At 57.9% G+C, this 26,827-nt stretch carries 30 protein-coding genes; 16 read left to right on the forward strand and 14 right to left on the reverse strand.

Going from position 1 to position 26,827, the window contains the following annotated elements; translation table 11 throughout:
• The first annotated feature begins 380 nt into the window (after nucleotides 1-380).
• Both ACQZ63_RS25840 and ACQZ63_RS25845 read left to right on the forward strand, forming a co-directional pair.
• Nucleotides 381-1,226, forward strand: a complete 846-nt coding sequence (locus ACQZ63_RS25840; RefSeq protein WP_173998432.1) for a type IV toxin-antitoxin system AbiEi family antitoxin domain-containing protein — start codon at nucleotides 381-383, stop codon at nucleotides 1,224-1,226.
• Nucleotides 1,216-2,133, forward strand: coding sequence for a nucleotidyl transferase AbiEii/AbiGii toxin family protein (locus tag ACQZ63_RS25845; RefSeq protein WP_173998431.1), 918 nt, complete (start codon nucleotides 1,216-1,218; stop codon nucleotides 2,131-2,133). Before ACQZ63_RS25840 ends, ACQZ63_RS25845 begins: the two co-directional genes overlap by 11 nt.
• Before the next feature lie 214 nt (nucleotides 2,134-2,347).
• Here ACQZ63_RS25845 and ACQZ63_RS25850 read toward each other — a convergent pair whose 3' ends face one another.
• From ACQZ63_RS25850 to ACQZ63_RS25870, 5 genes are all read right to left on the reverse strand, one after another.
• Nucleotides 2,348-2,599 carry a hypothetical protein gene (locus tag ACQZ63_RS25850; RefSeq protein WP_448799444.1) on the reverse strand — a complete coding sequence of 84 codons (252 nt, stop codon included), beginning with the start codon at nucleotides 2,597-2,599 and terminating at the stop codon, nucleotides 2,348-2,350.
• Between the two features lie 91 nt (nucleotides 2,600-2,690).
• Nucleotides 2,691-3,662: an SDR family NAD(P)-dependent oxidoreductase gene (locus ACQZ63_RS25855; RefSeq protein WP_173998430.1), complete on the reverse strand. Its 972-nt coding sequence runs from the start codon at nucleotides 3,660-3,662 to the stop codon at nucleotides 2,691-2,693.
• 219 nt (nucleotides 3,663-3,881) lie between these two features.
• The gene (locus tag ACQZ63_RS25860; protein WP_110802728.1) at nucleotides 3,882-4,268 is read right to left on the reverse strand and encodes a GFA family protein; all 387 of its coding nucleotides are present in this window, start codon (nucleotides 4,266-4,268) and stop codon (nucleotides 3,882-3,884) included.
• Nucleotides 4,269-4,321: 53 nt separating this feature from the next.
• Complete coding sequence (locus tag ACQZ63_RS25865) at nucleotides 4,322-4,585, reverse strand: hypothetical protein (RefSeq protein WP_165910742.1); 264 nt, start codon at nucleotides 4,583-4,585, stop codon at nucleotides 4,322-4,324.
• A 7-nt stretch (nucleotides 4,586-4,592) separates the two neighbouring features.
• Nucleotides 4,593-5,237 (reverse strand): TetR/AcrR family transcriptional regulator, encoded by a 645-nt coding sequence (locus tag ACQZ63_RS25870; RefSeq protein ID WP_110802706.1) that lies wholly within the window; start codon nucleotides 5,235-5,237, stop codon nucleotides 4,593-4,595.
• 118 nt (nucleotides 5,238-5,355) lie between these two features.
• Between ACQZ63_RS25870 and ACQZ63_RS25875 the strand changes: the two genes are divergently transcribed.
• Complete coding sequence (locus ACQZ63_RS25875; protein WP_173998429.1) at nucleotides 5,356-6,231, forward strand: SDR family oxidoreductase; 876 nt, start codon at nucleotides 5,356-5,358, stop codon at nucleotides 6,229-6,231.
• Between the two features lie 85 nt (nucleotides 6,232-6,316).
• Nucleotides 6,317-7,054, forward strand: a complete 738-nt coding sequence (locus tag ACQZ63_RS25880) for an NADPH-dependent F420 reductase (protein WP_419457095.1) — start codon at nucleotides 6,317-6,319, stop codon at nucleotides 7,052-7,054.
• Between the two features lie 350 nt (nucleotides 7,055-7,404).
• Here ACQZ63_RS25880 and ACQZ63_RS25885 read toward each other — a convergent pair whose 3' ends face one another.
• The 5 genes from ACQZ63_RS25885 to ACQZ63_RS25905 form a co-directional block, all read right to left on the reverse strand.
• Nucleotides 7,405-8,568 (reverse strand): mandelate racemase/muconate lactonizing enzyme family protein, encoded by a 1,164-nt coding sequence (locus ACQZ63_RS25885; protein ID WP_173998427.1) that lies wholly within the window; start codon nucleotides 8,566-8,568, stop codon nucleotides 7,405-7,407.
• Nucleotides 8,569-8,875: 307 nt separating this feature from the next.
• Entirely contained in the window at nucleotides 8,876-9,958 is a 1,083-nt protein-coding gene (locus tag ACQZ63_RS25890; RefSeq protein ID WP_173998424.1) for a tartrate dehydrogenase, read from the reverse strand.
• An 18-nt stretch (nucleotides 9,959-9,976) separates the two neighbouring features.
• Nucleotides 9,977-11,479, reverse strand: a complete 1,503-nt coding sequence (locus tag ACQZ63_RS25895; RefSeq protein WP_173998422.1) for a tripartite tricarboxylate transporter permease — start codon at nucleotides 11,477-11,479, stop codon at nucleotides 9,977-9,979.
• On the reverse strand, nucleotides 11,464-11,916 hold the full coding sequence (locus ACQZ63_RS25900; RefSeq protein WP_173998420.1) for a tripartite tricarboxylate transporter TctB family protein: 453 nt from the start codon (nucleotides 11,914-11,916) through the stop codon (nucleotides 11,464-11,466). The genes ACQZ63_RS25895 and ACQZ63_RS25900 overlap by 16 nt, the downstream gene beginning before the upstream one ends.
• Nucleotides 11,917-11,967: 51 nt before the next feature.
• Complete coding sequence (locus ACQZ63_RS25905) at nucleotides 11,968-12,933, reverse strand: tripartite tricarboxylate transporter substrate-binding protein (RefSeq protein WP_173998417.1); 966 nt, start codon at nucleotides 12,931-12,933, stop codon at nucleotides 11,968-11,970.
• 123 nt (nucleotides 12,934-13,056) lie between these two features.
• Between ACQZ63_RS25905 and ACQZ63_RS25910 the strand changes: the two genes are divergently transcribed.
• Together ACQZ63_RS25910 and ACQZ63_RS25915 are read left to right on the forward strand one after the other, a co-directional pair.
• The gene (locus ACQZ63_RS25910; RefSeq protein WP_173998415.1) at nucleotides 13,057-13,968 is read left to right on the forward strand and encodes a LysR substrate-binding domain-containing protein; all 912 of its coding nucleotides are present in this window, start codon (nucleotides 13,057-13,059) and stop codon (nucleotides 13,966-13,968) included.
• Nucleotides 13,969-14,303: 335 nt separating this feature from the next.
• Nucleotides 14,304-15,296, forward strand: coding sequence for an alpha/beta hydrolase (locus ACQZ63_RS25915; protein ID WP_209159888.1), 993 nt, complete (start codon nucleotides 14,304-14,306; stop codon nucleotides 15,294-15,296).
• Nucleotides 15,297-15,528: 232 nt separating this feature from the next.
• On the opposite strand, the gene ACQZ63_RS25920 is transcribed toward ACQZ63_RS25915, so the two are convergent.
• Complete coding sequence (locus tag ACQZ63_RS25920; protein ID WP_173998412.1) at nucleotides 15,529-16,107, reverse strand: TetR/AcrR family transcriptional regulator; 579 nt, start codon at nucleotides 16,105-16,107, stop codon at nucleotides 15,529-15,531.
• A gap of 128 nt (nucleotides 16,108-16,235) precedes the next feature.
• Here ACQZ63_RS25920 and ACQZ63_RS25925 point away from each other — a divergent pair, with 128 nt between their 5' ends.
• The 6 genes from ACQZ63_RS25925 (at nucleotide 16,236) to ACQZ63_RS25950 (ending at nucleotide 21,127) form a co-directional block, all read left to right on the forward strand.
• Entirely contained in the window at nucleotides 16,236-17,558 is a 1,323-nt protein-coding gene (locus ACQZ63_RS25925; RefSeq protein ID WP_173998533.1) for an NtaA/DmoA family FMN-dependent monooxygenase, read from the forward strand.
• Between the two features lie 16 nt (nucleotides 17,559-17,574).
• Nucleotides 17,575-18,345, forward strand: a complete 771-nt coding sequence (locus ACQZ63_RS25930) for an NADPH-dependent F420 reductase (RefSeq protein WP_272870724.1) — start codon at nucleotides 17,575-17,577, stop codon at nucleotides 18,343-18,345.
• A 33-nt stretch (nucleotides 18,346-18,378) separates the two neighbouring features.
• On the forward strand, nucleotides 18,379-19,161 hold the full coding sequence (locus tag ACQZ63_RS25935; protein ID WP_272870726.1) for an NADPH-dependent F420 reductase: 783 nt from the start codon (nucleotides 18,379-18,381) through the stop codon (nucleotides 19,159-19,161).
• Nucleotides 19,162-19,249: 88 nt separating this feature from the next.
• The gene (locus tag ACQZ63_RS25940; protein ID WP_173998406.1) at nucleotides 19,250-19,999 is read left to right on the forward strand and encodes an SDR family NAD(P)-dependent oxidoreductase; all 750 of its coding nucleotides are present in this window, start codon (nucleotides 19,250-19,252) and stop codon (nucleotides 19,997-19,999) included.
• 90 nt (nucleotides 20,000-20,089) lie between these two features.
• On the forward strand, nucleotides 20,090-20,929 hold the full coding sequence (locus ACQZ63_RS25945; protein ID WP_236776496.1) for an NADPH-dependent F420 reductase: 840 nt from the start codon (nucleotides 20,090-20,092) through the stop codon (nucleotides 20,927-20,929).
• A 45-nt stretch (nucleotides 20,930-20,974) separates the two neighbouring features.
• Nucleotides 20,975-21,127: a hypothetical protein gene (locus ACQZ63_RS25950; RefSeq protein ID WP_173998403.1), complete on the forward strand. Its 153-nt coding sequence runs from the start codon at nucleotides 20,975-20,977 to the stop codon at nucleotides 21,125-21,127.
• Nucleotides 21,128-21,266: 139 nt separating this feature from the next.
• Here ACQZ63_RS25950 and ACQZ63_RS25955 read toward each other — a convergent pair whose 3' ends face one another.
• On the reverse strand, nucleotides 21,267-22,157 hold the full coding sequence (locus tag ACQZ63_RS25955; RefSeq protein ID WP_173998401.1) for an SDR family NAD(P)-dependent oxidoreductase: 891 nt from the start codon (nucleotides 22,155-22,157) through the stop codon (nucleotides 21,267-21,269).
• A gap of 80 nt (nucleotides 22,158-22,237) precedes the next feature.
• On the opposite strand from ACQZ63_RS25955, the gene ACQZ63_RS25960 reads away from it, so the two are divergent.
• Nucleotides 22,238-22,732 carry a MarR family winged helix-turn-helix transcriptional regulator gene (locus tag ACQZ63_RS25960; protein ID WP_173998399.1) on the forward strand — a complete coding sequence of 165 codons (495 nt, stop codon included), beginning with the start codon at nucleotides 22,238-22,240 and terminating at the stop codon, nucleotides 22,730-22,732.
• On the opposite strand, the gene ACQZ63_RS25965 is transcribed toward ACQZ63_RS25960, so the two are convergent.
• The gene (locus tag ACQZ63_RS25965; protein WP_209159887.1) at nucleotides 22,692-23,162 is read right to left on the reverse strand and encodes an Lrp/AsnC family transcriptional regulator; all 471 of its coding nucleotides are present in this window, start codon (nucleotides 23,160-23,162) and stop codon (nucleotides 22,692-22,694) included. The two genes, ACQZ63_RS25960 and ACQZ63_RS25965, sit on opposite strands and share 41 nt — an antisense overlap.
• A gap of 117 nt (nucleotides 23,163-23,279) precedes the next feature.
• Between ACQZ63_RS25965 and ACQZ63_RS25970 the strand changes: the two genes are divergently transcribed.
• The 3 genes from ACQZ63_RS25970 (at nucleotide 23,280) to ACQZ63_RS25980 (ending at nucleotide 26,058) form a co-directional block, all read left to right on the forward strand.
• Nucleotides 23,280-24,488, forward strand: coding sequence for a diaminopropionate ammonia-lyase (locus tag ACQZ63_RS25970; protein ID WP_173998394.1), 1,209 nt, complete (start codon nucleotides 23,280-23,282; stop codon nucleotides 24,486-24,488).
• Nucleotides 24,485-25,705, forward strand: a complete 1,221-nt coding sequence (locus ACQZ63_RS25975; RefSeq protein WP_173998392.1) for a M20 aminoacylase family protein — start codon at nucleotides 24,485-24,487, stop codon at nucleotides 25,703-25,705. Before ACQZ63_RS25970 ends, ACQZ63_RS25975 begins: the two co-directional genes overlap by 4 nt.
• Nucleotides 25,706-25,926: 221 nt before the next feature.
• The gene (locus ACQZ63_RS25980; RefSeq protein WP_255610409.1) at nucleotides 25,927-26,058 is read left to right on the forward strand and encodes a hypothetical protein; all 132 of its coding nucleotides are present in this window, start codon (nucleotides 25,927-25,929) and stop codon (nucleotides 26,056-26,058) included.
• Here ACQZ63_RS25980 and ACQZ63_RS25985 read toward each other — a convergent pair whose 3' ends face one another.
• Nucleotides 26,059-26,757, reverse strand: coding sequence for a type 1 glutamine amidotransferase domain-containing protein (locus ACQZ63_RS25985; protein ID WP_173998390.1), 699 nt, complete (start codon nucleotides 26,755-26,757; stop codon nucleotides 26,059-26,061). It abuts the gene before it with no gap.
• Nucleotides 26,758-26,827 lie beyond the last annotated feature (70 nt).

A 26,827-nucleotide genomic window follows, 5' to 3' on the forward strand; every position in this document is an offset into this window, starting at 1 on the left:
CCTCCGACAGTCAAGGTGCCAGAGTTTGTATTGATCTGAACTGCGATCAGCAGAAAACGATTGGTGTTGGATCTAGACGCACGGACCTTCGTCCGTATCAGCCTAAATGATGTAAAAATGGGGAACTGCTTCGTCTTCCAATGCGAGACATCGGCAAAGGCACAGCGCTCGATGTGTCGGCCAGGTGGTCATCGATTGCATCAGATGCAACGCGCGGACTAAATTTGGGGCGGAGTTTCATGCCGCCATGACCAAGGCGCTGCCAACGGGCCGGTACGCGACTTCGAGGTTTCCAATTTCTGTCAATTTCTGATTGACAAATACAAAGAATTTTAAAGTACACTTGATATTCACTTTGAACTCGTGCGATAATGTCTATTATGAATGAACATTTGCCGTCAAAGCTAAAGCATCTCATACAATCGGTTCCGCCGGGCTTCCTCGTCGATTCGGCTTGGACAGCACGCCATGCGATCTCACGGCAATCCGTATCGGCTTATATCAAGCAGGGTTGGCTTGAGCGGATCGCGACAGGCGTCTACCGACGACCATTTTCGGCAAGAGAGACGGTGCAAGCCCTCACGGGCTGGAAAATTCCCTTGTTATCCGCGCAGTGGATCATGGGACATGTTTTCCACGTAGGAGGTTGGACCGCACTTGGGTTGCGCGGACATTCCCACTACCTGCAGCTCGGCGGCGATACACGCGTCTACCTCTACGGCTCCGATATACCTGATTGGCTGATGAAGTTGCCAACCGATGCCAGGTTTGTCCGGCGAGGTCATGGACTGTTCACCGACGAGAACAACGGCGTCGAGGACGGCGAATTCAGCCTCTCCGATAATCCAGATGAGGAACTGGCCATGAGCCCGTGGCGCTGGCCTATCAAAATGTCGTCTGCGGAACGGGCGATACTGGAGGTTCTCGATGAACTTCCGAAGAACGAAAGCTTTCACAACATCGACATGGTATTTGAAGGAATGGTCAATCTGCGCCCGAAAATGTTGACGACGCTGTTGACCCGGTGCCGCAGTGTAAAGGTGAAACGCCTTTTCTTCGTCTATGCCGACAAGCACGCGCATGCGTGGCTCAAGCATATCGACAAATCGCAAATCGATATGGGACGCGGCGACCGGTCACTTGTCCCCGGCGGCCGGCTTCACCCGATTTATCGCGTAACGGTCCCTGCAGACCTGTTGCCAAAGGAGATTATCGATGGCGCGTGATCGCTATATGCGGCAGGTCGAGCTGCTCGTTCGGACGTTGCCCTATATCGCGCGGCAGGATGTCTTCGCCCTCAAGGGGGGAACGGCCATCAACCTGTTCTACAGGGATATGCCTCGTTTGTCGGTCGATATCGACCTCACCTACCTTCCCATCCAGGATCGGGAAACGACGCTCAGCGGTATCGACGCCGCGCTTGACCGCATTCGCGAGGACCTGCTGAAAAATCTGCGCGGCGTCGACGTCCAGCGTATCGCCGGTGGCGGCAACAATGACACGCGGGTGCTCGTGAGGCAGGGCACCACCGAAATCAAGATCGAGACCTCGCCGGTCGCGCGTGGAACGGTGCATCCTCCGGAACTGCGGACGGTCACGGATGGCGTGGCCGAGGCGTTCGGCTTTGCCGAAATGCAGGTCGTGTCATTCGAGGATCTATTTGGTGGCAAGCTTCATGCCGCCGTGGACCGCCAGCACCCGCGCGATCTCTTCGACGTGAAGCTGCTCTACGATAACGAAGGGCTCACCGATGCGTTGTTTCGGACCTTCCTCATCTACGTCGCAAGCTCGGGCCGCCCGCCGCATGAGTTGATCAGGCCGTCATTGTCCGAAATCGATGACGCCTTCGTGAAAGAATTCGAAGGCATGACCATCGAACCCGTCAGCCTGATCGAACTGAAAAACGCACGGGCACAGCTGACAGATGACCTTCGAACCCGCCTCGATGATAAAGCGATGCGGTTCCTGCTTACTCTCCATGATACGGAGCCGGATTTCGACGCAATCGGGTTGCCACAGGCAGCGGCACTACCGGCAGTACGATGGAAATTGATCAACCTTGCCAAGCTAAAACAGCAAAACCCCGATAAACACGCCATCCAACGTGCGGAGATTGAAAATATGTTTGCGTAAGCTTCCGCAGGCACGTGCGGCCGGCAGTCATTTGCCGAACGTTGAGGTACAACGGTTAGGCGCTTCCTTGAAGCGTAGGAGCGGAACGGAACGCTTGAAGCGCGGGGATTGCATCGCCTTTCGCAAAGGCTTCCAATCCCACAGGTCCGCGATAACCCAACGATTTCCGAAGGACGATGGAGAAGCCTGGACATGATGAACTCCAACTGTTTTATCAGACGAGACCAACCCTGACGGCGGCGGCTTTCAACGCATCGAGGCCGAGCGACTGGTACTGGAAGGAATTGCGAACGGCTGGATCCTGCTCGGCTTCGATGACGATCCAGCCGTCGTAGCCGGCATCTTTCAGGATTTTTAGCAGCGGTTCGAACTCCACCCCGCCCTCCTCGTCTCGCGGTACGGTGAACACGCCGGCCCGAACTCCGTCCATGAAGCTCATCGCATCGTCGCGCACCCGCTGCATCACGACAGGGCGAACGCTCTTTGCATGGAAATGGCCCACACGATCAATATGGCGGGTGAGCACCGGGGCCGGACACGGCCGTTCTTTAATACTGTTATTCGAAGTGCTCCCCGATCATCTCTTCGCTCTTAATCCAAAGGGCCTTGGCCCGCTCGGCATCGAGCGCATAGGCGCAGACATCTTCGCTGATGCGGCTTGCCGGGTTCTCCGTTACGGTCGCGACACGGCAATTGTGGCAATAGAGACCACCGACCTCGTCACCAGCGGCAACAAAGCCAGCCCATAACGAGGTGGCGGCTCCCTGCGGGATCGACTTCAATTCGAAAGGCGACTTACCTTGGGCTGCGAGTTCCTTGTTGACCTTGTCGATCATCGCCTCAAACGCTCCGTCTCCCAAGTGGCGGGTGAGCTCCGTGCGGATACCGCCTGGATGTACCGCCGTTGCGCGAACCCCGCGCGCCTTGTGCCGTCGGTCGAATTCGACAGCGAACAGAATATTGGCAGTCTTGGAGCGCCCGTAAGCAATCCAGGGATCGTAAGCCGTGTGTTCAAAATTTGGATCTTCAAGATCGACATCGGCGTAGCGGTGGCCGGACGATGCCAGGTTCACCAACCGCCCGCCGGGTGCAATCAGGGACGCGATGCGATTGACGAAGGTGAAATGGCCGAGATGGTTGGTGCCAAACTGCGTCTCGAACCCATCGGCCGTATGACCGAAGGGAGCCGCCATGACACCGGCATTGGCAATGACGACATCGAAGGTACGACCATCCTTGAGCAGAGCGTCCGCGCAGGCGCGCACGCTTGCCAGCGATGCCAGATCGAGCTGGATCAGTTCGAGGCTACCGCCATTGGCAGCCTCGGCAAGGACAGTCGCCGTTGCGCTTTCGGCCTTGGCCAGATCGCGGGCAGCGCCTACGACATTTGCTCCGTGGGCTACCAGCGCCCGCGCAGTTTCGACGCCAAGCCCAGCGGATACACCGGTGACGAGCACGCGTCTGCCGCTAAGGTCGATGCCGGAAAGCACGTCTTCGGTGGTGGATTTGGCTCCGAAACCATTTGTCATCGAATAATCTCCTTGTGTTTTGCACATTTAGGCAGTGGTGTTGGACAGACGACTGATCGAGTTACGGATGAGTTGGCGCGCTCGGCGCGGTCGCGGATGGGTATCAGAAACCTCAAAATGCGGCGGCGTACAGCCAGCCGACACGTCGTGGCTTGTTGTTTAACATGCGGGATCACCGATGTTTTCAGTGCGCTCCCGACTGCCAGCATCGTGCTGGCGTTACGCGAACTGTGGCAACTCGTCGTGTATCTCGTACCACTCGGCTTTCGAGGCGACAAAATAATGTGCTGTCGGCGACGTCGGCAGCGGCGTATCGAGCGTCCCCAGCCGTAAGCGGACGACATCTGGCATCTCGTCGCGGCGACTTATGATCGCCGACCCGCAATTGGAACAGAAGAAGCGATGAACGCCTGGCGAAGAATCGAACGCCTTCAGCGCAGCTTCGCCCTCAATGATCACGAAGTCACTGGCTACAACAGACGCATTGGTCGCAAACGCGGTTGCGCTTGCTTTGCGACAACGTGAACAGTGGCAATAGATTGCTTTACCAAGCTCTCCACGAACTTCGTATTTTACCGTGCTGCAGAGGCAACTGCCTTTATACATAGTAGCTCCTATGGCCGAGATAGCGCTTTGCGCATATTTGGCAGGACGGAAGTTCATTGCGTTGCTGTTGTTTTCCACGCAGAACTGAGCCGGTTAGGCAGATAATTTCCACTGAGAATTGAGCCATGTGACCTTCCCCCGAACGCGGTCAGCGACGGGGGCAACGGAGTGATCCACATGGGACTTTTAAACATCATCCGGCGAATGAAGCTGCGCGAGAAGCAGTCGATCCGCGAGATCAGTCGGCATACTGGTTTGTGGATGGCATGGGAAAGCGTGGCACGCAGCCATTGTCCAATTTTCAGGATGTCCGGCATGACTGTCTCAGTCTCTTTCCGATTTCGACGCCACAGCCATCTCGTTCTCTAGCAACAACCTAGCGGCATCGCGATTGGCTTCGACAATTCCCTCGCTCGGAATGGATTGAGCTATGACGAAAGATCCCTGAACCAGCGATAGGACCTGGATAACGGCTCGCTCAGGTTTCTTCAAACCCAGCGGCTCAATGAGCCGCGTAACTAATTCATGTAATTCTTTGTAATAGTCGGCAATGGTCGCCTGTACTTCTGGTGTGTTTGCCTCGGGTCCAAATTCTGCCAGCCCTCTCGAAAACGAACAACCACGGAATGTAGGCGCACGGAGAGGTTCATCAATTGCATCGAAGATTGTAAGCACGCGCTCTATGGCTGACAGGCCAGGCTTTTCCGCCGCCGCTGCAAACATCTCAAAACCAATGGTTTTTTTATCACGGAGATACGTCGCGATCAGGGAGGCCTTTGACGGGAAGTGCTTGTAAAAAGTCATCTTCGCCACGTCACTCTCTGCAATGATGCGATCTATCCCGACAGAGTGAACGCTGAGCCGATAAAACAGATCTGAGGCAGTCTTTAATATCCGCTCTCTTGGGGGAAGGCCCTCGAGCGACTGGCGCTCCAACTCCACGATTTCAGGCATGCTGCCCTTTTGCATTTGGCATCTCCTATTCATCATCTCAAGGTGGACAGACTATTCTGTATTTTTCCCTATTGCAAGTACATACAGGTCTGTATATTGAAGGGACGTCATATTCAAAAAAGAGAGTTTTGCGATGAGCGGGAAAGTTGTGGTTGTGACGGGTGCGAGCAGCGGCTTCGGGAACCTTACGGTGCTCGAGTTGGCAAGACGGGGGCATACGGTGGTTGCGACCATGCGAGACGTCGAGGGGCGAAACGCTCGGGTGCGCAAGGATCTCATTGACGCTGCGGCAACTGAAGGACATGTACTGCACGTTCTGGAGATGGATGTTGCCGACGACGTTTCCGTCAATTCAACGATCGATAAGGTCGTGAGAGAGCACGGAAAGATCGATGTCCTCGTCAACAATGCCGGATTGATGCCTGTCGGGATCACCGAAGCCTACACGGTTGCTGACATCGAACGGCTGTTTGCGGTCAATTTCTTTGGCGCCGTACGCGCGGACCGGGCCGTTCTTCCTCATATGCGGGCTGCTGGCAGCGGGCTCCTTGTCCACGTCACATCCCTGATGGGCCGGGTGGTGTTCCCCTTTTTCGGAACCTACTCAGCAAGCAAGTTCGCGCTGGAGGCACTTGCCGAGGCATATCGTTACGAGCTGAAGGGCTTTGGTATTGACTCCGTCATTGTCGAGCCCGGGCCATTCCCGAGCAACCTCATCTCTTCGAGCCCTGAGCCATCGGACCATGCTGTTCTTGCATCCTACGGTGAGATCGCGGCAATCCCAGGCCAAATCAAGGCGCACGCTAACGACGGAGACGATGCCAACCCACCCCGTCCTCAGCGCGTTGCCGTTTCCATCGCAGAGTTGATCGAAGCGACTGAACGACGCCCGTTGCGAACCGTCGTTATGCCTGAAGGCCTGGACTTTGGTATCCATCAATTGAACGAGGCGGTCCGCCCCATTCAGAACAGTATGCTCACCTCGTTCGGCATGTCGGACATGCTCTGACCACGGTGGCCTGCGGCTCTCGCCGCCCTTCGGAACACCCTTCAAAAATTTCGCAAATCCCGCGAATGAACAGGAACAAGGAAAAATCATGAAAATCGGAATTATCGGAGCAGGAATGGTCGGCGCAAATCTCGCACGGATCTTGGCAAAGGCCGGCCATGACGTGAAGCTGGCCAACTCGAAGGGACCGGAAACCCTCAAAGACATCGTTGACGGCACGGCAATTGCTGCTGTCACGCGTGACGAAGCGGTCAAGGATGTGGAGGTAATTATCCTTTCCGTACCATTTGATCGAAATCCGGAACTCGCACCTGTGCTTGCCGCTGTTCCCGCAGGCGTCATCGTCGTCGATACGTCCAACTACTATCCAATGCGGGACGGCATGATTAAAGAGGTACAAGAAGGAAAACTGGAAACCGTCTGGGCCAGCGAGCAGATCGGAAAGCCTCTCGTGAAAGCCTGGAACGCGCTCCTGTCTTTCACTCTCGCCGACTGCGGCGCGAAACGTGGCGCGGCTTCCAGATTGGCCATACCGATCGCTGGAGATGATGCCGCTGCTAAAGCTGTGGTATCGGGTCTCGTTAATGACACTGGCTTCGATGTCGTGGATGCCGGCCCGCTATCGGATTCCTGGCGTTTCCAGCCGGGAAGCCCCGCCTATTGCACGGAACTCGATGCAGCCGGTCTGACGAAAGCACTTTCGTCTGTCGACAAGACCCGCCTTCCTCACAACCTTGAACTCATCACGCAAGGGATTGTCGATGGAAGCGTTGCATTCGAACGCGAAGCCATGGTCGCCAGCATTCGCAAAATCACAAGCTGAACGTAAGCCATAGAACCGAGCGTTCTATAACGGCAAACAACATATAAGACCGCAGAGGCGCAGAGTGTTTCCGCCTCTGCTTAGGCGCCATACGAGAGGTAGGTCGCAAACATGGGGTCGCATGTTAACGGTCGTTTCATGACACCCATTTCGTCGCTGACTACATCCCATTCCCGGCAGGGAGCTGTCGATCAACTTGATGAGGCGGCAATACAATTGTGGGTCGCCTCATGATGTCGCAAATGGACGTGGTGCTCAGCCAATCCTCGCGTATGCCGCATGTCATCGGTAATTGTTTGCGGCGCCGATTGTTAATGCGGGAGTCGCGTGCCACTCCCCCAGAGACTTCATTACTCGGCGAGTTCGCGCATGACCTTGATCAGGTCGGATTTGCCTTCGAAGCCGATGCCCGGCAGTTCCGGCATTGTGATGTGGCCGTCGATAACCTTGACGCCGTCCGGGAAGCCGCCATAGGGCTGGAAGAGATCCGGATAGCTCTCGTTACCGCCCAGCCCAAGGCCGGCGGCAATATTGAGCGACATCTGGTGGCCGCCGTGGGGGATACAACGCGACGGTGACCAACCGAACTGGCGCAGCACGTCCAGCGTGCGCAGGTACTCGACGAGACCGTAGGACAGGGCGCAGTCAAACTGCAGGAAGTCGCGGTCAGAACGCATGCCGCCGTAGCGCAGCAGGTTACGGGCATCCTGATGGGAGAAGAGGTTCTCTCCGGTCGCCATCGGGGCATCGTAGAATTCCGAGATCGCCGCCTGCAGAGCATAGTCGAGGGGATCGCCGATTTCCTCGTACCAGAACAGAGGGTAATCGCGTAGCATCTTGGCGTAGGCGATCCCGTTCTCCAGATCGAAGCGACCGTTGGCGTCGACGGCCAGACGTGCCTCGGAACCGATCTCTTCCAGCACGGACTCGATACGGCCCCGGTCTTCGTCAATCGAGGCTCCCCCGATCTTCATCTTGACGACATTGTAGCCTCGGTCGAGATAGCTTCGCATCTCCTTGCGCAGCGCGCTATTGTCCTTGCCGGGATAATAGTAGCCGCCTGCCGCGTAAACGAAGACCTTCGAGTTCGCTTCACGGCCCTTCATATCGGCCAACATGCGGAACAGAGGTTTGCCTTCGACCTTCGCGACCGCATCCCAGATCGCCATATCGAGCGTTCCGACGGCGACCGAGCGCTCTCCATGACCGCCGGGCTTTTCATTCATCATCATAGTCGACCAGATCTTGTGCGGATCGAGGTTGGTGCCCTCATCGTTGATCAGGCTGTTCGGGTCTGCCTGCAGGATGCGGTCCTTGAACCGCTCGCGGATCAAGCCGCCCTGGCCATAACGGCCGTTCGAGTTGAAACCATAGCCAACGACCCGACGGCCGTCCTTCACAACATCGGTGACAACGGCGACGAGGCTCGCCGTCATCTTCGAGAAGTCGATATAGGCGTTGCGGATGGGCGAAGCGATTGGTTTGGTGACTTCGCAGACGTCGATGATACGCATTTTAACCTCTGTTTTAGTTTAAAATAGATAGCGAATGGTGGCGCTCCGCCGCAACTTCGTAGCGATCAGACGACCGGACTGTTGCCTCCTTGGTAGCCAGCCGCGGCTGCAAATTCCAATGCTCTGACGATTTATATTGATGCCATTTCGGCATTGCCATTTGCAACAAGGCGGCCGAAGACTTTGCTGAGAACTTCAGATTACTCGAGGTTAATGGCTCTGTTCACCTTCACGGGATCGCATATTCCAATGCAAATTCAGCTTCATGGCTCTGTTGCTGGCACATTCAGCGCTACAGCAATGCATATTACCCGAGAGTGTCCGCAACGGCCTTTCCGCACGTTACGGTATCCGCGTCTCCGCCGAGATCGCGCGTCCGAAGCCGCTCGTCTGCCAGAACGGTCTCGATCCCCGCCATGACCGCGGCGCTGGCTTCGTGCTCTCCCAGATGTTCAAGCATCATCGCTGCCGACCATATCTGGCCGATCGGGTTCGCAATCCCGACCCCGGCAATGTCAGGGGCCGATCCGTGGACGGGCTCGAACAGGGAGGGGAATTTCCGCTCCGGGTTGATATTTCCCGAAGGCGCGATGCCGATCGTGCCGGTGCAAGCCGGCCCCAGGTCCGAGAGGATGTCACCAAACAAGTTCGACGCGACAACGACGTCGAAGCGGTCCGGGTTCAGCACGAAATGGGCGCAGAGAATATCGATATGATATTTGTCCCAGGCGATATCCGGATAGGACTTCGCCATCTCTTCCACCCGCTCATCCCAATAGGGCATCGAGATGGAGATGCCGTTCGACTTGGTCGCGGAGGTGAGCCGTTTCCGCGGCCGGGTCTGGGCGAGATCGAAGGCGAACTTCAGGATCCGATCGACGCCGATCCTCGTCATTACCGTTTCCTGGAGAACCGTTTCCCGCTCCGTGCCCGGAAAGATGCGCCCGCCGACCGAAGAATATTCGCCCTCAGTGTTCTCGCGCACGACGTAGAAGTCGATATCGCCGGGTCCTCTGCCGGCGAGCGGCGAGGTCACGCCGGGCATCAGCCGCACAGGCCTCAGACTGACATACTGGTCGAATTCCCGCCGGAACTGGATGAGCGAGCCCCAGAGCGAGATATGATCTGGGACGACCTCCGGCCAGCCGACCGCCCCGAAGAAAATGGCGTCATAACCGCCGATCTGCGTCTTCCAGTCCTCCGGCATCATTTGGCCGTGCTTCATGTAGTAATCGCAGGAGGCGAAGTCGAAGGTGTCTATCCGGAGTTCGAAGCCGAATTTCTTCGATGCCGCTTCGAGAACCCTGATGCCTTCGGGAACGACCTCCTTGCCGATTCCGTCACCGGCGATGGAGGCAATCTTGTGTACGCGGTTGGTTCTGTTTTCCAAGGCTATGCTCCTGTTCGATCAGTCTTCCTCGACGAAGACCTGATTGCGACGTCTCGCGATGTTGGGGAGAAAGGCGACGACCAGCACGATGAGTGCAACCGTCAGGAGACCTGCGCTGATTGGCCGGGTGACGAAGACGGAGATGTCGCCGTGAGAAATCGTCATCGCCCGTCGCAAATGCTCTTCCAGCAGGGGCCCGAGCACGAAGCCCAGCAGCATGGGCGCAGGCTCGAAATCCAGTTTCGACAAAGCGTAGCCGAACACGCCGAACGCCGCCATCACGTAGAGATCGAACGTGTTGGAGTTCACGCTGTAAACGCCGATCGAGGCGAAGGCGAGGATCGCCGGAAAAAGCACCGTGTAGGGAACCGTCAGGAGCTTCACCCACAGACCGATCAACGGCAGGTTGAGGATGACGAGAAGCAGGTTGCCGATCCACATCGAGGCGATGAGGCCCCAGAACAGGACGGGTTGCTCAGTCGCGACCTGCGGGCCGGGCACGATACCCTGGATGATCATGGCGCCGATCATCAGCGCCATGACGGGATTGGCAGGCACGCCGAGGGTCAGCATCGGTATGAACGACGTCTGCGCCCCGGCGTTGTTGGCGGCCTCCGGTCCCGCCACACCCTCGATCGCGCCATTGCCGAAGCGCTCCGGCGTCTTGGAGATTTTCTTCTCCAGAGCATAGGATGCGAAGGACGCCAGGATGGCACCGCCTCCCGGAAGAACGCCAAGCGCAGATCCCAACAGCGTGCCGCGGCATGCCGGCCCGATCATCGCCTTGAAATCTGCACGGCTCGGCCAGAGGCCTGCAACGCGGCTGACGACGGCGGTTCGCTCGATCGTCGTTTCGAGATTGCGCAGGATTTCGGCAATGCCGAAGAGGCCAACGGCGACGGCGACGAAGTTCAGACCGTCCGCCAGTTCCGGTCGGCCAAGCGTGAAACGCATCGCCCCCGTATTAATGTCCGTTCCGACAAGCCCAAAAACGAGGCCCATTGAGACCATTGCGATCGTCTTCAGCACCGATCCGCGCGCCAGAACGATGGAGGCAGCGAGCCCGAGCACCATCAGACCGAAATACTCCGGCGACCCGAACTTCAGCGCGATCATTGTCAAGGGCGGCGCAAGAGCGGCCACGATGACGGTCGCGATGGTGCCGGCAAAGAAGGAACTGAGAGCCGCAGCTGCAAGCGCCGGCCCTGCCCTGCCCTGCCGGGCCATCTGGTATCCATCTAGAGCTGTCACGGCCGACGAGGATTCGCCCGGCAGATTGATCAGGATCGCGGTCGTCGAGCCGCCATACTGCGCGCCGTAATATATGCCAGCAAGCATGATCAGGGATGTCTCGGGCGAAAGAGACAAGGTGATCGGCAGCAGCATGGCAATCGTCGCCGTCGGGCCGATGCCCGGGAGAACACCGACCAGCGTTCCGAGCAGTGTGCCAACGAAACAGAAGAGAATAGGCCCATCCCTAGATTTCCGATAAGGTCCATCATAGCTTAAGCTCCCAACCAAGGGCCGATAAGACGGACGGGAAGCCCGAGGCCATAATAGAACACAGCCAGACAGAAGACGGTGATGCCGAGCGTGATGGCGAGAACGACGAGCCGTCTCTGCCCGGTCGCCGCGGTTGCCGCAGACAATGAAGTGAGCGCCACTGCCGGCACAAACCCCAGTCCTCTAACAGTCAGGCCGAACAGGATAGGCGCAACGATAATGGCGATGAGAGCCCGCAAGGGTGCGATCTGCGGGTGAAAGGCTTCAGTGTCCCTCAGAGCCTTGATTCCGATAACGACGCCGATCACGGTAATGACGATCGACAGGATCAGAGGGAAATAGCCGGGGCCCATTCTGAGCGCGGATCCGACATCCATTGTAAATATGGATGAAATGCCGAACCCGATCCCGACAGCCAGCAGCGTGCCGGAGGCGACAATATTCTTGATATCCATAGAAGCCCTCCGTTCGACTGCGGGCTTTACTCCGCAGCCGAACCATCATCGTTAATCTGCGAACTGTCCGGCAGCTTTGATGATGGGATCCCATCGCTTGATTTCGCTATCGAGCTTGGTACGGAGCGCGGCCTGGGTCGCCTGCTCTTTGGTTGCAGGCATAGTGGCGATCTGCGCGAAGCGTTCTTTCAAGGTAGCGTCTTCCATTGCGGCCTGGAGTGCCGTCGTCAGCTTGTCCAGGACGTTTTTCGGAGTGCCCTTGGGGGCGTATACGCCATGCCAGACGCCGACTTTGAATTCGGGCAACCCGGCCTCTGTGGTCGTTGGCACATCGGGCAGCGTTTCAGCACGCGCCTCACTGGTGATTGCGTATGCCTTCACCTGTTTTTGCGTGATCGGACCAACAGTGTTCGTCGCCTGGTCACAGGTCATATCGATCTGGCCGCCCAGCAGGTCGGTCATGATCGGGCCATTTCCCTTGTAGGGAACGGTCGTCATTTGCGTACCGATGGTTGACATGAACAACGTGCCGCACAGGTGGGACGCGGCTCCAATTCCGGCATGGGCATAGGTTACCTTGTTACCGTTCTGCTTGATGTAGGCGACGAGTTCCTGAAACGTCGAAGCCGGGAACTCGTTGCGCGCGATCACCGTCATCGCAGCGTCGCTGACGAGGCCAATCGGCTCAAAGGCTTCCGTGGGTTTATAGGGCAACTGCCGATAAAGTGCGGGAGCCGTGGCCATCCCGATGTGGTGGACGAGGATCGTATAACCGTCTGGATCCGCGTCTGCCACACGCCGGGCGCCAATCGTTCCACCCGCGCCCGCAACGTTCTCGACGACGATCTGCTTGCCGAGCGACTTTGACATCGCGTCTGCGGTAAGCCGGGCGATGGTATCGGTCGGTCCGCCCGCTGCGTATGGGACCACCATGAATATATTGCGTTCGGGGTAGTCTGCAGCAAAAACCGGGGTGACGGATAGTGTAAATACAGCTATGATCGAAAGTAACTTCATTGTCTTCCTCCCATTTGCCGTCGTCTCCAACAACGGCTGTCCTCAAGGCGACATTCGCGAACAAGCGATTGACGGTCCAATGCCGTTTCGGCTTCAAATGATGCCGTAAGTGATGAGGATGAGATGGATACTGCCTGGCTTTTAGATCTGCGAGCACTCGCCGACACTCTCAATTTTTCGAGGGCTGCGGAGATGCGCAACATTACCCAGCCCGCTTTCGGTCGACGGATAAAGGCCTTTGAGGACTGGAGCGGGTCCGTTCTGGTCGACCGATCGACGCACCGCATCAGGATTACGCCTGCCGGTGAAATCATGCTGGATGCCGCAAATGATATTCTTCAAAGGATAGAGAGGGCAGTCCAGGACTTGAGCCAGGAACGGTCAGCCACTGCGACCCTCACCTTTGCGGCCACGCACGCCTTGTCGTTCACCTTTTTTCCAGGTTGGGTTCAGAGTCTGGGGTCTTCGGTGGCGATTGTCCCGATCCGGCTCCTTTCGGATAATATGAACGAGTGTGAAAGGATGATGGCGGAAGGCCGAGCGCAGTTTCTGCTCTGCCATTTCCATCCAAACAGCGAAATCCGCTTGCATGAATCGGATTTCAGGCACGTGGAACTCGCCACGGACGTTCTTCTTCCAGTCGCGAGCAAAGGTGAGGATGGCTTGCCGATCCATAGATTACCCGGCACGTCTGAGGCTCCCGTTCCTCACGTGTCATTCGACGAGAAGTCAGGCATGGGTCGGATACTTGCCGCCAACCTGCCACACACCGAATTGCATCTCGTTCGCGTGTTCACATCTCATTTGGCCATGGTTTTGAAAGCGCTGGCACTCGAGGGCAAAGGCGTCGCCTGGATACCACGCAGCCTTGCCAATTCCGAGTTGGAGCCACAAGGAAAGCTTGCGATCGCGGGTGACGAGACGTGGGTGGTCCCGGTCAAGATCGTGCTGATCCGACCCAGGAACCGGATGACTGAATTGGCCGAGAAATTCTGGACAACGGTCGAAAGCGCGTCGAAACGAAAGCCAGTTTGATGAAGGACGCTTCGCTCGAAGTTGGGACGATCCGCAAGTCTTTGGGAGAGTACGACGATCTGGAAACTCGAAGCCCTTTCGAAGATTCCGTCGCGGTCAAATTACACATCGTTAATTTTACGCTTTACCGAAATTCAGTTAGGGGAGGAACGATTAGAGTCGGGTTCCGTATATCCCAAACAGCAAGAGCCGCAAAAAGCGGCCCTCGCGCCGCAGGATCAAGCGCATTGTTCCTTCCTGTGTTTTGAACTTTGAGGAATCCAGCACTTATTCAAGGAGAATTGACCATGAGGCATGCCCCCCTACTCATCGGCACATTAATGTTAGGAGTATCGATGCTGACGACCAGCCTTGCCCAGGCCGATGATAAAACGTCGCTTCCCGGCTACGCAGAGGGTGCGCAGGTCGTTCGCGTCGAGAAAACACAAGGCCAGATCGATCAAATCAGTGGTGTAGTGTTTACGCAGATCAAGCAGGTTCGTGCCGTTACTCAGCTTGAAATGTCCTTGCTTGTGCCGCGAACAAAAGATCTGAAACCGGCAATCGTCTATTTCCCGGGCGGCGGTTTCATCTCAGCTGATCATGAAAAGTTCATTGATCTTCGCATGGCGCTCGCTCAGGCGGGTTTCGTGGTCGCAGCCGCGCAGTACCGGACGGTCCCGAACAAATATCCGGCGCTTGTCGAGGACGGCAAGGCGGCGATCCGCTACCTCCGTGAACATGCCGACGAATATGGCATCGACCCGACCCGCATCGGTGTGCTCGGCGATTCCGCCGGCGGATACGTATCGCAGATGATGGGCATGACGAGCGGCGAAAAGGGCTTCGACAAGGGTCAGTTTCTCGATAAATCCTCCGACGTTCAGGCAGCTGTGACAATGTACGGCATCTCCAATCTGCTTGAAATCGGCGACGGGTTTCCGGAAGCGATCGCCAAGGTGCATACGTCTCCTGCTGTGACTGAAGCGCTGCTAGTGAATGGCACGGCTTTTGCGGATTTTCCCGGCGCATCGATCGGTAGCAATCCCGAAAAGGCGTTGCAAGCAAGCCCCATGGGTCATGTTGCCGGCAACAAGCCACCGTTCCTCATCATGCATGGAAGCGCCGATACGCTCGTGTCGCCTCGTCAAAGCGTGCAGCTCTACGAAGCATTGAAGAGCAAGGGCGACAAGGTCGAATACGTTCTCGTAGAGGGTGCCGGTCATGGCGATCTCACCTGGTATCAGCCGCCGATCATCGATCGGGTGGTCGACTGGTTCACGGCTACATTGGGTGGTCCGATCAAGAGTAATAAAAGCGAACCGGCTTCCAACGCTGGCAATCTTTAGAGGCCTCGCCACAGCGGCCTTAAGTTTGCGGTCGCGCATGGACAGCCTTTGATCAGCCGTTGATCCAGCATTTACGGCGCATGCGCGACTCGAGCAATCATCCGACATTTTAAGCCGACATGGAGCACCGGCGTCATGTCGACCCCGTGACGCAGCGCTTGAAGCGTCATGTCAGGTTCTCAACGGCCGCTTCGGCCAACGCGAATAGAAAGTTGCCCCAAACTGCCAGTTGCTACTTTGGTTGTAGCCAGCCATCTCGCAGGACATCGCGGAGCACGTGTCGTGTATCCTCCTTCGCGACCATAGACCCGCTTGCCCAGGCAATTGCCAATGCGCCCAGAAAGACGTCCCTGCCGGTCACTGTTCTTCGTGCTGATCCCTCTTGCTGTGCAGCATTCAGTATTCGTTCGGTCGTCGCAATGACCGTGTCGCAAGTCGGGGTAAGGGGCGAGTCTTTGCTGCAAGCAGCCCGGAGCGGCTCGGCCAAGCCTTCATAAGCCACCATCCAGTCTCCCAACGCATCAATCCAGCGCTCCAGTACGCGCGCTGGATTCGACTCCTGTTCTTCGATCTCGACGCGACGAATGTCCAGTGCCTCATAGTGATCGACGAGCAGCGCGGCCAGTAAAGCGTCCTTGTTCGGGAAATGGCGATAGAGCGTGCCCGGTCCCACCCCTGCCAGCTTCGCCACAGCATCCATGGAAACATCAACACCATCGCTACCGAAGGCCTGTCGCGCCACATTGAGAATATGCGCTCTGTTCTGCTGTACGTCTCTCCCGCGCCGCGGCGGTTTTGGCAAATCTTGCATTCTGACTTTCGACCCTTGAACATCGGAGAGCCTCTCCGTATATGCAGATCATATCGGAGACACTCTCCACATATATGTTCTGTCGGGCCGCTTTAACAGATGGTTTCCGTCAGGGAAAAGAGAATACGATGAGCAAACAGATGATAATTGGCATGCATCTGGGCAACGGATACGGGAACCTGCCGGGAGCCTGGCGTGCCACGACGGTCGATCCCAGGAGTTACACCAGTTTCGATGCGAAGGTACGACACGCCCAGGCGGCCGAACGCGGAAAGCTTCAGTTCCTCTTCCTGCCGGATGGTCCGACACATGTCGGCGACATCGAGAACGAGCCACCCAATTTCAATCTCGACGTCATTGTCACCCTGGCGGCTGTCGCGTGCGCGACCGACCGGATCGCCCTTGTCGCAACGGGATCGACCACGTTTAACGAACCCTTCAACCTCGCCCGCCAGTTCAAGGCGCTGGACGTCTTGAGCCATGGACGGACGGGTTGGAACGCCGTCACGTCAAGTGGAGAAGATGTCGCAGCGAATTACGGCCGTCGCCTGCCGTCCAGCAAAGACCGGTACGGAAGGGCGCATGAGACAGTGCAGCTCGTCCAGGCACTCTGGGGCAGCTGGGGTCAGGATGCCTGGTTACACGATCAGGCAGCTGGACGTTTCGCAAACGCCGAACAGATTGCTCCCATCAAAATGGGCGGCTCGTTCGTCGCCTCGCGTGGGCCCTTGTACATCCCCCCGTCCGAACAGGGACAACCGGTCATCTTCCACGCTGGCGGCAGTCCAAACGCCCTTGAACTCGCCGGTCGTTATGCCAACGGCGTCATTGGTGCCACATTCACAATCGAAGACGCACGTCGGCAGCGCACAGCGTTTCGTGACGCGGCTGAACGTGCTGGGCGCAGCCCGGACGAGATCAAATTTTTTGCCGGCCTTATGACGACGATCGCCAGCGATCGACGGGAAGGGCTCGATCGCCGGATCGCGTTAAGCGAGAGGACATTTCCTCAACGCGCGGCATATCTCGGGCAGATGCTTGGCCTGCGCCTCGATCCTTCCCGGCTCGACGTGCCGTTATCGCCGGACCAACTGGCCAAAGCTCGCCCATCACCGGGTGATCCGCGCTCAGAGCACGCGCTTAAAATCGCACGCGAAGGCTGGACACTTCGCGACGTGCTTGCCCACGGCGTGATCGATTATCACCCTGTTATTGTCGGCCCCGCAGTTGAGGCTGCCGACCACATGCAGGAATGGTTCGAGGCAGACGCTGTCGATGGCTTCTGGGTGTCGCCGGACATCTACGAGGACGGAATCGACGCTTTCGTTGACGGCGTCGTGCCTATCCTCCAGGAGCGCGGGCTGTTTCACCGGGACTATGAAGGTGCCACGCTTCGCGATCATCTCGGCGCTCCCGCCCAGTACGGGGTCGATCCACGCGTAATTCAATGACCTCAATCCACCATCGATGAGCAAACAACAACTGGAAGGAAATCACATGAAAATCGGTATCATCGGCGCAGGAAACATTGGCGCCACGATCGCACGAAAGCTGGCAGCAGCTGGACATACCGTCAAGCTGGCGGGTTCTAAGGGTCCTGACGACATCCGCGACAAGGCGGGGGAAGTGGGTGCTGTCCCAGTCGCAGCGCAGGACGCGGTCAAGGATGTCGAGGCGGTCATCCTCTCGATCCCGTTCGCGGAGATCCCCAAGGTAGCCGGCATCTTCGCGGACGTGCCGTCGAACGTGGTCGTGATCGACACCGGCAACTATTATCCCTTCCGCGACGGGAACATCGCGGAGGTCGATGGCGGCAAGCCGGAAAGCGTTTGGTCGAGCGAGCAACTGGGCCGACCTGTGGTCAAGGCGTTCAATGCGCTTCTCGCCGAAACGCTGGCGAATGGCGGCACTGCGGCGGGCACGACAGGCCGGATTGCGATCCCCGTCGCGGGCGACGACGCGCAGGCAAAGGCGATCGCGCGGCAACTGGTCGACGAGGCCGGTTTCGACACGCTGGATGCCGGCGGTCTGGCTCACTCCTGGCGTCAGCAGCCGGGCACGCCGGCCTACTGCACCGAACTGACGTTGCCCGAACTCAGAGACGCACTTTCCAAAGCCGACAAGGAGCGTGCACCGAAGGACCGTGACGCGCTCATCAAGAGCTTCATGGCGGAGACCTCACCCCTCAGCCACCAGCAGATCGTCACCCGCAATCGCGAAGTCACTGCTCCAAAGTAATCGTCAACGCGGATCGGGGTGCAGCGAGCACTGCTGCCTCCCGATTGTGTCCAAAAGGAAGGAAGAGATATGAGAATCGGAATTCTAGGCTCCGGCCACATCGGCAGAACTCTTGCTCGAAAGCTGGCCGCAGCCGGCCATGAGGTAAAAGTCGCCAACTCGCGCGGACCCGACACGGTCGATGCAGATGCTCTCTCCACAGGCGCCCAGGCGGTCACCAGGGAGGAGGCCATCATCGGCATCGAGGTTTTGATCCTCTCTATCCCCTTCATCGGCATCCCCGCGATCGCGCCGCTGGTCGCCGACCTTCCCGCCGAAACGGTTGTCATCGACACGTCGAACTATATCCCCGCGCGCGACGACAGGATCGCTGAGATCGAGAACGGGATGGCCGACAGCGTATGGGTGACGGCGCAACTCGGCCGTCCGATCGCCAAGGCGTGGAACTCAATCTATTCGGTCACGCTGGCGGAAAAGGGCAGACCCGCCGGCGACCCCGACCGGATCGCGGCCCCGGTCGCGGCCGATCGCCCCCGCGACCGCGACGTGACGATGGCGCTGGTCGAGGACACCGGCTTCGACGGCTATGATGCCGGGCCGATCGCGGAATCGTGGCGGCAGCAAACCGGCTCGCCATCCTATTGCACCGAGGTCACGCTCGCCGAACTGCCGGACGCGCTGGCATCGGCGGATCTCGCCCGATCGCGCAGGCGGTCGGACCTGGCCTCCAAGGTTTACCTCGAGCGCTTCGAAGCCGGTCACAACCCCGGCCGGGACTTCATCGTCCAGCTCTCGCGGCTGCTGTACGCGGTTTGAATGGGCCCGGGAACGCGGCAGGACCACGGGGTGAACGCCAGTGCGGCGATGCCGCACCCTCATAGGTGATCGAAAAGGAACGAGACGAATGAACAAAATTCTGGAAGGCAAGGTCGCCCTCATCACGGGTGCAGGATCCGGTATTGCTGCTGCGGCAGCAAGGCTGTTTCACAGGGAGGGCGCCTGCGTAGTGCTTGCGGATGTCAGTGGGAAAGAGGTGGAACTTGCCGCCGGACTTGGCGAGCGCGCGGTGGCTTGCCGGGCCGACGTCAGCAAGAGTAGCGATGTCCAGGCGATGATCGACATGGCCATCACCGAGTTCGGGCAACTGGACATTCTGTGCAACGTCGCAGGTATTACAGGCCCACAGGGTTCGCTGGAAGATGCGCGCGAGGACGACTTTGACAAAGTCATTGCGGTCAACATCCGCGGCTTGCTGCTTTCCATGAAATACGCACTTCCCCATCTCGTCGCGGGGAATGGCGGTGTCATCGTCAATATCTCGTCCGCCACGGCGCTCGTTGGAATGCCGGGCCTTGCCGTCTATTCAGCGACGAAGGGCGCTATTATCGCCGCAACCCGCGTCATCGCCGCCGAATATGCGAGCAAGGGCGTTCGCGCCAATGTGATCTGCCCAGGTGGGATCGAGACACCGATCTATCTGGAGCATCTGGCCAAGGACCCGGCGTCGGTGAACAAGACCGTAAGCCTCATCCCGGCAGGGCGCGTCGGGAAGCCCGAGGAAATCGCACAGGCCATGCTGTTCCTCGCGTCGGACGCATCCTCCTACATGACCGGTGCAGTCGTTCCCGTCGATGGCGGCCAGACGGCCGTCTGAACACCGGGCCACTCTAACGCCTGCCTATACATCTCGTGTTTACCGCGACGCCCCGCCGAGACCGCTCGCTCCCAGTGCGGGCGTTCTCGGATGCTGGAACATGCAGAATTACGAATCACCACTCTCGAAGGAAAGAAAAGATTTATGAAAATCAGCATCATCGGAACTGGGTTGATCGGAGCCAATCTCGCGAAGAAATGGGTGGCCGCAGGTCACTCTGTCCGTATCGCGAACGACTTCGATCCTGGTGCACTTGACAATCTGGTTCGCGAGACCGGTGCGCAGGCTGTGCCAGTAGCGGACGCTGTGCAGGATGTCGAGGTGATCGTCACCACGATCCCGCTCCACGCCATACCCTCGCTGCCCGACGGCCTTTTCGACGCCGTACCCGACGACGTCATTCTCGTCGATACCTCGAACTATTTCCCGGGACGCGACAGAACCATCCCTGCCATCGAGGAAGGCATGGTGGAAAGCCAGTGGGTTGAGCAGCAGATGGGGCGTCCGATCATCAAGGCGTTTAACAATCAGCTGGCCTACACCCAGGCGCATGAGGGAAAGCCGGCGGGCACGCCTGGCCGCATTGCGATGTCGGTTTACGGCGAGGATGTGGACGCTAAAACGAAGGTCGTCGGCTTGATCGACGATCTGGGCTTCGACGGAATTGACGCGGGTCCCATGGCAGAATCCTGGCGGCAGCAGCCTGGAACGCCTGCTTACTGCACCGAACTGACTGCATCAGAGTTGAAGGCGGCGCTAAGCAGGGCTGTCAAGCGTAGATCACCCAAACTTAGGGATCTCTCACTCAAGCATCTTGAGGCCTTTGGCGAGGGGTTTCTAACATCCCTTGGAAAGGGCGAATACACCCTCGGGTACACAAGCAAAGACGTTGTGGAATTGTATCGCAGGCTCGAGTCGCAAGACATCTGAAATAGGATTTGAAACCGTGCTCGGTAGAGGAGATGCTCGGGGGAAATGGATCTGCCAGTCATGACCTCGATCATCCGACCGTCGCTTGTGTTGACCATACTAGCAGCCGTGGCGATCTTCAGTCTCCGGATGTCCGTGATTACGGCACTTCTGATCTCGGCGGGCCTTGGCGTCGCGGGGACGTTCGCGGCTGCATGACTCGCATAAGAGACCCGCGTTTGTTGCCTTTATGAGATCCGAACTCGTGACCTGTGCCTTCCGGTTAATCTTACCAGCACACACCAATATTCGAATGAACCTACTGCTCACGATCTCGGAAGCATAATCTTCCTAGAATCTACAAGCCGGCTTCAGCTTCGGCCATCAGAAACGAGCCGAGAAGTTGAGCAGTCGTAATCCACAGGCGAGTACGTTGCTCCTCGCTGTTGGCGGGCGCGATGGGCGTCAACGATCCGGCATTTTTAACGGAGACGTAAAGGCCAGTTTTGACGCCAAATTCAGGATCGGTCGCGAGCCGCGCGATGATCCCAGCACCGCGGGCTGGATTTCCGATCCCCAGCCAGTTCAAGACCCAGGCGAGCGAGCCCGAGAATCCGAGCTCGCGACCGAGACTTGTTACGTTGAACCCTGGATCCAGACAGTTGACTGTTACCCCCGTACCGTCGAGCTGTCGTGCAAGCTCGATCGATAACATGATATCCAGCAGCTTGGTGCGACCGTATATCTTTGAGGATCCACGGGTCGTGAACGGTGCGGTATCCAGGAGATCCTTCTCGATGTTCAGTGCGCCGCTCCGACGTGACGCCTCCGAGGCAACGGTGACGATACGAGCAGGAGCCGATCTCACCAGAGTGTCTCGCAGTACCGATGACAGAAGCCATGGCGCAAAATAGTTCACGGCCATCATTTCGGCAAAACCGTCCTTTGTGATGCGCTGCTTGAACGCATGCAGACCCGCATTGTTGATCAGCACGTCGATACGCGGATGCCGGTCGGCGATGGCTCTGCCGACCGCAACCACGGTTCGAAGATCGGAGAAGTCCGCGTAGAACACATCGACGGCTGCGCCTGGTGCGGCGGCCTCGATCAGCGCGCGCGTGGCGTTCGCCTTCGATTGGCTTCTCGCCGTCAGGATAAGATCGGCACCCCGGCGCGCCAGCTCGATTGCTGCGAGCTGACCGATACCGTCAGTGGCACCTGTTATGAGAACTTTCGTACGCTGAGGCATTTGCAAGACCGCGCTTGGTTGATATATATCCACTATGTGCATTTAGTTGACATATGTCCACCATATATGCTGAGGTGATTATGGAAAAGGCGCGCGTCGAACACCTAAGGGAGCTTGGACTCGAGCTCAATGCGCTGCTCGCTGCCTCACGCGCGATAACCGCCGCATCGGCGGAACGGTTCCACCCGAAGCTTCAGCCGGCTGCCTACCAGATTGCCACGATCCTGTCGGCGCGGGATGCTGCAACAGGCAGACAGCTTTCGGAACAGCTCGATATGGACAAGAGTGCGGTCAGCAGGCTGTTGAAGTCACTCTGCGACCTGGGGCTGGCAGAATCAGTGACCGACCCCGACGACCGACGTTCGGCGATCTATCGGTTGACGCAGGAAGGACGATTGAGGCTTGAGGCATCCATCGAGGTGAAGGCCGGAGCGTTCCACTCACGCACTGATGGATGGAGCGAAGCCGAGCTTATCCAGTTCACAGGATTGCTCCGGAAATTCAATCGACCCGAACAAGCGACCGACGTGGCCGTCAAACGGACCGAGGTAGCGGGACTTCGAGCCCAACCTTGATCCGATCCATTGCCACGAATGTCCGGAAACGCTTGACGTTATTGTTGCCGAAAAACAGCCGACGGGTCAGCGCCTCATAATCCGCCATCGACGGGACGATAACGACCAGCAAAAAATCCGCCTCGCCAGTCACGTAGAAGCATTGCTGGATCTCAGGCGTAGCCGCGAACGCCTGCTTGGCGCTTTCAATCTGCTCGGATGTTTCGCTGATCACCTCCACTTCCACGAAGATTGTGATCGGATGTCCTAAGACTGCGGGATCAACGACGGCAACATTGGCGGTGATAATTCCGGCTTCAGTCATTTTCTTGATCCGGCGCTGAACGGCAGGAGCGGAAAGGTTGACCGCCTCACCAATCGTTCTTTGCGGCGTCAGATTATTCTTCTGAAGGATGCCGAGGATTTTGCGGTCGAAATCATCAAGGGTCACGAGATAGTCGTCTCCAGCAGTGCGCAAACGAAACAAACTTGCAAATCAAGCCGCGATATTCAGCGCTCAGTGCGCGTCCAATGCAATATGGTTTCGCGACGTATATCGGAGCCAATCATGTTTTTGCCAAACACACTTTCGGAATACAGATCTCCACTTGATGCTCCTGACGCCAAAACGCTCGGCAAAGACGCCGCCAGGGAGGTCGAACGATATCTGACATACCGCGAAGACAATGCTGCCACACCGCTGGTCGCGCTCCCAGGTCTTGCCGCCGAGCTAGGCGTGTCGAGCATCAACGTGAAGGATGAGGGTTTCCGTCTCGGCCTTGGCAGCTTCAAGGCATTGGGTGGTTCTTATGCCGTAATAAGGGTTGTCCTCGAAGAGGCCTCCAGGCAGCTGTCGCGGCAGATCGACATCACCGAACTTCACTCCCCCGAAGTCAGAGCCATCGCGAGCACCATGACCGTCACCTGCGCCACCGATGGCAACCACGGGCGATCCGTGGCCCAGGGAGCAAAAATCGTCGGCGCCCGGGCCGCGATATTCGTTCACGCCGGCGTCAGCGACGAACGGGTCGCGGCCATTGCCAGGTTCGGAGCGGACATGATCCGGGTCGAGGGCTCGTACGATGACTCCGTCAGGGAGGCAGCCAGGGTTTCTGCCAAAGAGAACTGGACCGTCGTATCTGACACGTCATGGCCCGGCTATGAGCGCATTCCCGGCCTCGTCATGCAAGGCTATACCGCACTCGTCCGCGAGGCGCTCAGACACCTCGCCGAACCTCCAACCCATGTCTTCGTGCAGTCTGGCGTCGGCGGCATTGCCGCTGCGGTGGCTGGCTATCTTTCGATAGCCATGGGTGAGAAGCGGCCGATGTTCATCGTTGTCGATCCGAAAAGAGCGGCCTGCATTGTCGAGAGCGCAAGGGTGGGACATCCGGTTGTCGTTCCACATGGGGAGTCCACCGTGATGGCGATGCTCGAATGCTACGAACCATCGCTGGTCGCCTGGCGTATTCTTTCGCGCGCCGCTGACGCCTTCATGACGGTGGACGAGCAGGATGCGATCGATGTCATGAGGAGATTGGCCCGCCCCGCTCGTGGGGATCATGCAATCGTCGCAGGCGAGAGCGGCGGTGTTGGACTGGCTGGACTGATCAAGGCTCTTGCGGATCAGGGTATCAAGCAGACACTCAAACTCGGCGACCGGTCTCGTATTCTCCTCATCAACACCGAAGGGGCAACCGATCCTGTCAGGTACGAAGAACTCGTTGGCGAGACACCCGCATCGGTTCTGGCGAGAGCAGCGAAGGCGAAGGTATGACTGGAGAAGCAAAGGCAGCACCAGTGAGTGACATAGGCCAGTTGATCGCAGAAATGACGGCGTGGCGCCAGCACCTCCATGCCCACCCGGAGTTCGGTTTCGAGGAGCGCGCCACTGCCGCCTTCGTCGCCTCCAAACTCAGGGAATTTGGCCTCGATGATGTAACGGAGAACATTGGTGGCACCGGCGTCGTCGGCACTTTGAAGCGGGGAAGCGGTAATCGTGTCGTCGCCCTGCGGGCCGATATGGATGCGTTGCGGATTACCGAGAATGGCAGCGCGGACTACAAATCCACAAACGAGGGGATCATGCACGCCTGCGGACACGACGGTCATACGGCCATGCTTCTCGGTGCTGCGAAGCTTTTGGCCGAGGAAGGCGGTTTCGATGGTACCGTCCGCTTCATCTTCCAGCCTGCGGAGGAATGGGGAAAAGGTGCGCTGTCAATGATGTCGGATGGCCTCTTCGAAAAGTTCCCGTTCGATGAGATCTATGGCATCCACAACATGCCGGGTCTGCCTGTGGGCGTGTTCGAAACGAAACCCGATGCCATCATGTCGGCCGAGGACAATTTCGAAATCACGCTCAGGGGCATCGGCGGTCATGCTGCCCGACCGCATTCAGGCAATGAGGTGCTTGTTGCCGCCTGCGCACTTGTTACCAACCTCCAGACGATCGTCGCACGCCGTCTCGACCCTGCCGATATCGCAGTGGTGTCGGTCACCGAACTCATCACCGACGGGACGAGGAACGCGCTTCCAGGAACTGCACGCATCCTTGGTGATGCCCGAAGCTTCCGAAATGAGGTAAGCGCCGACATCGAGAAGCAGATGCGTATTATCGCGCAAGGTACCGCCCTCACCTACAATGTCGAGGCGCATGTCGACTATACGCGGGAATTTATTCCGCTCGTCAACGATGTCACCCTAGCAAATGAAGTGATTGACGTGGCGCGAGATCTCTTTGGTGCCGCCAAAGTTCGGGTCAGCTCGAAACCGATGACGGCGTCGGAAGACTTCGCCCAGTTCCTCACCAAAGTTCCGGGGTGCTTCGTATTTCTTGGCAACGGAGAGAAGTCTGCGCCGCTTCACAATCCGAACTATGATTTCAGTGATGAGGGGCTGGTTCACGGCTTGCGGTTTCACGCGGGGATAGCGCGGCGTCGTTTGGCCATGTCTAATGGAGCGGTGAGAACCTCTGGAGCCGCCGAAACGTAAACCGCTATCACCATCCGTCGAGGTGGCAGCAGTCCGTCATTTCAAACCTTGAAGAGAACCGGACCTTGGCGTTGACCGCAAGTATTTTCAGCCACCTCCCAGATGCTGCGCATCATCCCTCGACGTCTGGATCGACACGAACCTGCAATAAAGCATCTGTCGGCATATACACAATGCTCGCGCCGGTTACGTGCCCCTAGGATAAATCCAAGGCGGTCGCCTTGGATTTTGATGTCTCGATCATCTCGCGGGCATGCGCAACCGAGAGCGTTCGTTTGAGGCTGATCATTTCGGTATCCGATTTTCGGGTGGCCGACCGCCGTCTGTTGGCGGCCATCCACGATGCTGAATGATCAGGCTGCCCGGACACGGGTCTGGCGCAGGGCGGTGAGCAGCGCTTCGGCGGCCTCACCGGAAGATCCCGGGTTCTGGCCGGTGATGAGCTGGCCATCCACGACCGTATGAACACCCCAGTCCTTCACCTTGGAGAACACGGCTCCTTGGGCGATGAGCACGTCCTCGACCAGGAAAGGGACCACCTTGGTCAGCCCAACGCCTTCTTCTTCGGTATTGGTGAAACCTGTGAGGTAGCGTCCCTGAGCAAACGGCGAGCCATTAGCATTCTTGACATGGCGCAGTACACCCGGAGCGTGGCAGACCAACGCGATGGTCTTGCCGGCGGCGATGAAGGATTCGATGAGCGCGATGGAATTCTTGTCTTCAGCCAGATCCCACATCGGGCCGTGACCGCCGGGATAAAACACCGTGTCGAAATTCTTCTGGTCGACGCTGTCGAGGCGCACCGTCTGGGCGAGCTGCGCGTTGGCGTCGGCGTCTGCCTTGAAACGAGCCGTCAGCGCGGTCTGAAACATCGGTTCGTCGCTCTTTGGGTCGAGCGGCGGCTGGCCGCCCTTGGGCGAAGCAAGCGTGATCTCGGCGCCTGCGTCCTTGAAGACGTAATAGGGAGCTGCCAGTTCCTCCAGCCAGAACCCGGTCTTGCGGCCGGTGTCGCCGAGCGTATCGTGGGAAGTCAGTACCATCAGAATTTTCATCGTCTTATCCTTTGTTGGTCGCGGCCGGACCGGCCTGGATTTTCGATCAGCGCTGCTGGCCTTTCGATGA

It is taken from the genome of Agrobacterium sp. CG160-95 (assembly GCF_053521725.1).